The following is a 5129-nucleotide window of genomic DNA, read 5'->3' on the forward strand; positions in this document are numbered from 1 at the left end:
TCGCCCGGGGCCGTGGCGGTCCTGGTCGACCTGGACGACTTCAAGCAGATCAACGACCACCACGGCCACGCCGCCGGTGACGCCGTGATCGGCGCAACCGGGCTCCGCCTGGCCCTGTGGACGGCTCCCGGACGCGGCGGCGCCACGTTCCGTTGTGACCAACCCCTCGACCCCCCGTCGAAAGACTGGCGTCACCGTAGCCGCTGCGTCCCTGCCCTGTGCAGGGCGTGCGGAGGAATCGTGCACAAGTACGACCTCTCCCGTCCCGGGCATCCCGGGAGCCACTCGGCGGCGGGCCGGGCCCGGCACAACTACGCGCCGTACACTGCCGAGGTGAGCGCCACCGTGACGTCGGTACAGACCCCGCAGCCCGAGCCCTCCGCGGCGCCCGGGCGCACGAAGCCGCGCTTGCCGGCGCGGCTGGCCAGACCCGCGGCCGCCGTCGCGGGCGGCCTGCTGCTGTACGCGAGCTTCCCGCCCCGCCCCCTGTGGTTCCTCGCGCTGCCGGGTCTCGCCCTGTACGGGTGGAGCCTGCACGGCCGCCGGCTGCGCGCCGGTTTCGTCCTCGGCCTCCTCGGCGGCCTCGCCTTCATGCTGCCGCTGCTGGTGTGGACGAGTGTGGAGGTGGGGTCCTTCCCGTGGATCGCGCTGGCCGTCGCCGAGGCGGTCTTCATGGGTCTCGCCGGGCTGGGCATCGCGGCCGTCAGCAGGCTGCCCGTGTGGCCGCTGTGGGCGGCCGGCATGTGGATCGCGGGGGAGGCGGTCAGGTCGCGCTTCCCGTTCGGCGGCTTCTCCTGGGGCAAGGTCGCCTTCGGCCAGCCGGACGGCGTCTTCCTGCCCCTGGCCGCCGTCGGCGGCACGCCCCTGCTGGGCTTCGCCGTCGTGCTGTGCGGCTTCGGCCTCGCCGAGGCGGCCCGCCAGGCCGTCGCGTACCGCCGTCACCGCACCGTGCCGCGCGGCGCGGTGACGGCGGCCGCCGTCACGGTCCTCGCGCCCCTCGCCGCGTCCTTCGCCGCGCTGCCGCTGGTCTCGAACGCCCCCGAGAAGGGCTCCGCGACCGTCGCCGCGATCCAGGGCAACGTGCCCCGCATGGGCCTCGACTTCAACTCCCAGCGCGCCGCCGTGCTCGACAACCACGCCCGGCAGACGCTCAAGCTGGCCGCCGAGGTCAAGGCCGGCAAGCGGCCCAAGCCCGATTTCGTGCTGTGGCCGGAGAACTCCTCCGACATCGACCCGCTCCACGACGAGGGCGCCCGCCTGACCATCGACGCGGCGGTCAAGGCGGTCGGCGTGCCCACCGAGATCGGGACCCTCGTCCAGAACCCGGGCCCCGACAGCAAGCTGTACAACACACTCATCGACTGGAGCCCCACGAGCGGCCCCGGCGCGACGTACGAGAAGCGCCACATCCAGCCGTTCGGCGAGTACATGCCGATGCGGTCGATCGCCGAGAAGTTCAGCAAGGACGCCGCCCTCGTCAGCCAGGACTTCTCGCCGGGCACCAAGGTCGGGGTCTTCACCATGGCGGGCACCCGCGTCGGCTTCGCCACGTGCTACGAGGCGGCCTTCGACAACGATGTGCGCGACCCGGTCGTCGCGGGGGCCGAGATGCTCGCCGTGCCCAGCAACAACGCGACCTTCGACCGCAGCCAGATGACCTACCAGCAGCTCGCGATGGACCGGGTGCGCGCGGTGGAGCACAGCCGCTCCGTCGTCGTCCCCACCACCAGCGGCGTCAGCGCCATCATCCGGCCGGACGGCACGATCGTGCAGCACAGCGGGATGTTCACCCCGGCGATCCTGGAGGCCCGGGTCCCGCTGCGGACCTCGCTGACTCCCGCGACCCGGCTCGGCTCCCTGCCCGAGTGGCTGCTCGTCGCCGTCGGCGGCGCGGGCGCGGCCCTGGCGCTGACCCGTGCCGTACGGGCGCGGCGCGAGGACGGGAGCGCCGCGGCTCCCGGGACGCGGCCCGTTCCCGCGCGGCCCGGGGCCCGCTGAACGTAGGGTCGGTCGGCATGGGAACACCTGACTTCATCAAGGCCGTCCGGGCGGACGCGGGGCACCAGCTGCTCCTGCTGCCCGGCGTCACCGCGGTCGTCCTCGACGACGACGGACGGGTCCTGCTCGGGCGCCGCGCGGACAACGGCGAGTGGGCGCTCATCGCCGGCATCCCCGAGCCCGGCGAGCAGCCCGCCGAGGCCGCCGTCCGGGAGGTGTACGAGGAGACGGGCGTGCACTGCCGCGCGGAGCGCGTCGTCTCGGTGCACGCGATGCGCCGGCCGGTCACGTATCCCAACGGCGACGTCTGCCAGTTCATGGACATCACGTTCTTGTGCCGGGCGGTGGGCGGCGAGGCGCACGTCCACGACGAGGAGTCCCTGGAGGTGGGCTGGTTCGAGGTGGACGCGCTGCCGGAGCTGCGGGACTTCGCGGTCTTCCGGCTCAAGCAGGCACTCGCCGACGCCCCGGCCTGGTTCGAACCGGCGACCGGCTGACGGACCCCACCGGTGGAGGGCCCGCGGCGCGGAGCGGGGGCCGGCCGGCGGCGGGAACCGGCGGCCGGGGGCCCGGAAGGCCCGCAACTACGCTGGGCCCATGACGCAGACCGACGCGGCAGCCGCCGCCCCCGTCCCGCATCCCTCCGGCCCCGACCTGCGGGGCCGCACGGCCCTGGTGACCGGCGCGGCCGGCGGGATCGGCCGGGCGTGCGCGCTGCGGCTCGCGGCCGCCGGGGCGTCCGTACGGGCGCTCGACCGCGACGCGGCCGCGCTCGCCGAACTGGCCGCAGCCCACGACGCCGACACCGGGACCGCCCGCGCCGGGGACCTGCGTACCGAGGTGCTGGACCTCACGGATCTCGACGCGGCGGAGCGCGCCGGGGCCGGCGTGGACATCCTGGTGAACAACGCGGGGATCCAACTCGTCCGGCCCATCGAGGACTTCCCGGGCGAGGTGTTCCACACCGTGCTCACGGTCATGCTGGAGGCGCCGTTCCGGCTCATCAAGGGGGCGCTGCCGCACATGTACGCGTCGGGCTGGGGACGCATCGTCAACATCTCCTCCGTGCACGGGCTGCGGGCCTCGCCGTACAAGTCCGCCTACGTCGCGGCCAAGCACGGCCTGGAGGGACTGTCGAAGACGGCCGCGCTGGAGGGCGCCGCCCACGGTGTGACCTCCAACTGCGTGAACCCCGCCTTCGTGCGCACCCCGCTCGTGGAGAAGCAGATCGCCGACCAGGCCGCGGCGCACGGCATCCCCGCGGAGCGCGTCGTCACCGAGGTGATGCTCGCGGACACCGCGCTCAAGCGGCTGCTGGAGCCCGAGGAGGTCGCGGAGGCGGTCGCCTACCTGTGCGGCCCGCAGGCGTCCTTCGTCACCGGCTCGTCGCTGACGCTCGACGGGGGCTGGACGGCGCACTGAGCGGGCCATCGCCCCCGGAGGATCCGACCCGTCCGGGCCGCGACCGCCGCGGGGCGCCCCCGCGGCGCTTCCGCCGGGTCTCTTGACGTGCTCACGCCATTCTGTATGGTCTAGGCCAAGCGGTACGGCTGGCCGAGGCCCCGTCAGGGGGCCGGAGCGCGGCCCCGTACCGCGTCCTTCGCACAGCCAAGGCCCCACACTCGACCAGAGGTGCGCACCGCGTCCCGCGGCACCCCCACGGTCCGCGAGCGCGTGACGGCGCGCCAGGTGAAGGAGTTCGCGATGCGTGGAAGCAGCAAGCTCAAGGCCGCCCTGGCCGGCGCGGTGATCGCGCCGGTGCTCGCGGTGGCCCTGCCGGCCGGTACGGCCAGCGCGCACGGCTACGTCTCCACCCCGCCCAGCCGGCAGGCGCAGTGCGCCGCCGGAACGGTCAGCTGCGGCGACATCAAGTACGAGCCGCAGAGCGTCGAGGGCCCCAAGGGCCTCAAGAGCTGCAGCGGCGGCAACGCCAGGTTCGCCGAGCTCGACGACGACAGCAAGGGCTGGCACGCCACGCAGGTCGCGACCACCACCACCTTCATGTGGACCCTGACGGCGCGCCACGCGACCAGCACCTGGCAGTACTTCGTCGGCGACCGCAAGATCGCGGAGTTCAACGACAACGGCAAGGTCCCCGGCGCGACCGTCAGCCACCAGGTGAACTTCGGCAACCTGCGGGGCAGGCAGAAGGTCCTGGCGGTGTGGAACATCGCCGACACCGCGAACGCCTTCTACACCTGCATCGACGTGAACGTCGGCTGACCGCGCGCGGCGCACTCTCAGGCCCGCTGCCCGCTGCCCGCTGCCTGGCGCCCGACGGCGGGAAGCGGGCGGCGGGCGGCTAGGCGGGCCGCGCGGCCCGCGGCCCACCGCGACCGCGGTGGCACCAGGCCGGCCGGCACCGCGGCCGGCCGCCCGGTCCGGATTGCCGCGACGCGTACGGCCCCCAGGATGGGAGCATGCAGACCTTCCTGCCGTGCCCCGGCTTCGCGGCCAGTGCCGGCGTCCTCGACCCACGGCGCCTGGGCAAGCAGCGGGTCGAGGCGCTGCAGGTGCTGCGGGGGCTGACGGTGCCAGGCCACGGCTGGCGCCACCACCCGGCGGTGCGCATGTGGGCGGGGTACGAGGAGGCCCTGGTCCGCTACGGGCTGGAGGTGTGCCGGGTGTGGACCGAGGGCGGGCGGGCCGACACGTGCGCCACCAAGCTCACCGCCGGCTTCGCGGCGCACCGGCCGGGCGCACCGGTGCGGGCCACGGACGTGCTGGCCGCCGCGGGGGAACTGCCCCCGTGGCTGGGCGACGAGGCGTTCCACCTCAGCCACCGCTCCGCACTCGTCACCAAGGACCCCGCGTACTACCGCCCCCGTTTCCCGGACGTGCCGTCCGGCCTGCCGTACGTCTGGCCGCGGTCCGACCGCGACCCCCGCGACGCCCCCTGAGCGGGCGTCGGCCGGGGGATCACCCGCACGGAGCAGTTGCGCCGCCGGGAACGGGGGCAGGCGCGCCTACGCACGGCTCGGCAGTGACGACCGGCTCGGGGCGAGCACGCCGTGCACCCAGGACGGGGGCGTGCGCCGGAGCACTGGAGCCGGCGCCCGCCCCCGCCCGCAAGCCGGGCCCTCCGCCTTCGCCCGCGGCCGGGGCCTCAGCGCGCGCCTCTGCACCGCCCG

At 74.8% G+C, this 5129-nt stretch carries 5 protein-coding genes and 1 pseudogene; all 6 read left to right on the forward strand.

The features are described from left to right. Nucleotides 1–12: 12 nt before the first annotated feature. Nucleotides 13–111 (forward strand): annotated as a pseudogene (locus L1885_RS29000) (diguanylate cyclase domain-containing protein); the annotation flags it as partial. Between the two features lie 222 nt (nt 112–333). Further along, entirely contained in the window at nt 334–1998 is a 1665-nt protein-coding gene (lnt, locus tag L1885_RS23270; RefSeq protein WP_235799131.1) for an apolipoprotein N-acyltransferase, read from the forward strand. Nucleotides 1999–2015: 17 nt separating this feature from the next. Then, nucleotides 2016–2495, forward strand: a complete 480-nt coding sequence (locus L1885_RS23275; protein ID WP_235799127.1) for an NUDIX hydrolase — start codon at nt 2016–2018, stop codon at nt 2493–2495. A 100-nt stretch (nt 2496–2595) separates the two neighbouring features. After that, nucleotides 2596–3420 carry a 3-hydroxybutyrate dehydrogenase gene (locus L1885_RS23280; protein ID WP_235799128.1) on the forward strand — a complete coding sequence of 275 codons (825 nt, stop codon included), beginning with the start codon at nt 2596–2598 and terminating at the stop codon, nt 3418–3420. 282 nt (nt 3421–3702) lie between these two features. Further along, the gene (locus L1885_RS23285) at nt 3703–4221 is read left to right on the forward strand and encodes a lytic polysaccharide monooxygenase auxiliary activity family 9 protein (protein WP_235799129.1); all 519 of its coding nucleotides are present in this window, start codon (nt 3703–3705) and stop codon (nt 4219–4221) included. A gap of 197 nt (nt 4222–4418) precedes the next feature. Further along, nucleotides 4419–4898 carry an MSMEG_6728 family protein gene (locus L1885_RS23290; RefSeq protein ID WP_235799130.1) on the forward strand — a complete coding sequence of 160 codons (480 nt, stop codon included), beginning with the start codon at nt 4419–4421 and terminating at the stop codon, nt 4896–4898. The last annotated feature ends 231 nt before the right edge of the window (nt 4899–5129 follow it).

Origin of the sequence: Streptomyces fuscigenes (assembly GCF_021556455.1) — a bacterium.
In the GTDB taxonomy this organism is placed as follows: Bacteria; Actinomycetota; Actinomycetes; order Streptomycetales; family Streptomycetaceae; genus Streptomyces; species Streptomyces fuscigenes.